At 46.4% G+C, this 1,823-nt stretch carries 2 protein-coding genes; both read left to right on the top strand.

Annotated features, from left to right (window positions below):
- On the top strand, positions 1 to 593 hold a 593-nt coding region (gene dhaL, locus H6F50_RS18930), incomplete at its 5' end, for a dihydroxyacetone kinase subunit DhaL (protein WP_190429895.1).
- A gap of 15 nt (positions 594 to 608) precedes the next feature.
- Positions 609 to 1,634 carry an LD-carboxypeptidase gene (locus H6F50_RS18925; protein WP_190429894.1) on the top strand — a complete coding sequence of 342 codons (1,026 nt, stop codon included), beginning with the start codon at positions 609 to 611 and terminating at the stop codon, positions 1,632 to 1,634.
- Positions 1,635 to 1,823 lie beyond the last annotated feature (189 nt).

Genomic DNA, 1,823 nt, shown 5'->3' with positions numbered 1-1,823 from the left:
CAGTAGTTTTAGAACAAAATAAGGATTATCTAACCGAACTAGACGCGGCAATTGGAGATGCTGACCACGGCATCAATATGAACCGGGGTTTTCAAAAAGTGGCGACTCAGCTAGCCACTGTGGCAGATAAGGATATTGGCAACATCCTCAAAACTGTCAGCATGACGCTCATTTCCAGTGTTGGGGGTGCCAGCGGGCCGTTGTATGGCACGATGTTCCTACGGGCTAGTACGGCAGTCGCAGGCAAGTCGGAACTGACCGATGAGGAGATGGCGACGCTTTTCCAAGCGTTTGTGGAAGGTATTGTGCAACGGGGTAAGGCGAATTTGGGTGATAAAACCATGCTGGATTCTCTATCACCTGCTACAGATACTTTTCAGCAAGCTGTCGCGGCTGGTGCAAGCACCGCAGAAGCCTTACAACAAGCCGTAGCTGCCGCTGAGGAGGGGATGAAACAGACGATTCCTTTGGTAGCGAAGAAAGGGAGGGCGAGTTATTTAGGCGATCGCAGCGCCGGTCATCAAGATCCGGGTGCCACCTCTACTTATCTGATTCTCAAGACGCTGTGGGAAACTGTCAATAGCCAGTCGTGATTTGTTAATCGTCATTTGTCATTCATTATTAATCGCCGCCAGTTTCTTAAAACCGTTGCGCTTTCCGCGATCGCAACTGAGTTCCCGCAGATTGCGATCGCAAATCCATTTTTAAAAACCCCCTCAAAACCACCCCGCCTCAAAGTTGGCGATACGGTGGGATTAATTAATCCCGCTAGTCCCATTGACGCGAAAGACATTGCACAGGTACAGCAAACCCTAGCAAGTTTGGGGTTAAAGGTTAAGTTAGGGAAGCATCTTCTCGACCGTTATGGTTATTTGGCAGGAAGCGATCGCGATCGCGCATCTGATGTAAACGCTATGTTTGCCGATGCTTCTGTAAAAGCGATTGTTGCTGTGCGTGGCGGTTGGGGTTGCAATCGGATTTTGCCACTGTTGAATTATCCCCTCATCCAAGCTTCTCCCAAAATCCTCATTGGTTACAGCGATATTACTTCGCTGCTGTTAGCAATTTATGCCAAAAGTGGCGTTGTCACTTTTCATGGCCCCGTGGGCACATCCACTTGGAATCCGTTTACAGTAGATTATGTTAAACGCATTCTATTTAATGGGGAAGCTGTCACAATGCAAAATCCCCCGAATGCTAGCTTTAAAGCAGAGATAATTACGCCTGGAAAGGCTAGGGGAAAATTAGCCGGAGGCAACTTATCAGTGCTGGCGGCAATGGTGGGGTCATCTTATCTCCCAGATTGGAAACAAAGTATCTTATTTGTAGAAGAAATTGGGGAGGAAGCTTACCGGATAGACCGGATGCTGACTCAGCTAAAACTCGCCGGTATTCTAGAGCAAATTTCTGGGTTTATTTTTGGGCAATGTACCGATTGTCAACCCAAAGATAATCAACCTTCCCTAACTTTATCGCAAGTCTTGAGAGAACACATTCAACCTTTAGGAATTCCAGCTTGGTATGGTTCGCAGATTGGTCATATTAAAGATAAATTTACTCTGCCAGTCGGCGTGCCAGTAGAAATTGATGCCAATCAGAATACAATTCGGATGTTAGAGTCATCTGTTCAATGAGTCGGGTTAGGTTGGGCTTATCCGGCTTGCATCTTAAATAGGCTATAGCAATCCTAATTCATTCATAAAATATTGCAACTCTCTTCTTCCTCTTTCTGCGCGCTCTTTGCATCTTCGCGGTTCCTAAAAAAAATACAACTGCAAGACGACTGCTATAATCGCTCTATTCCACCTGAATGGGGTTGAATT

Origin of the sequence: Coleofasciculus sp. FACHB-712, assembly GCF_014695635.1 — a bacterium.
Classification (GTDB): domain Bacteria; phylum Cyanobacteriota; class Cyanobacteriia; order Cyanobacteriales; family FACHB-T130; genus FACHB-T130.
The sequence above is the reverse complement of the archived record's forward strand: the minus strand, read 5'-3'. Positions and strand labels throughout refer to the sequence as shown.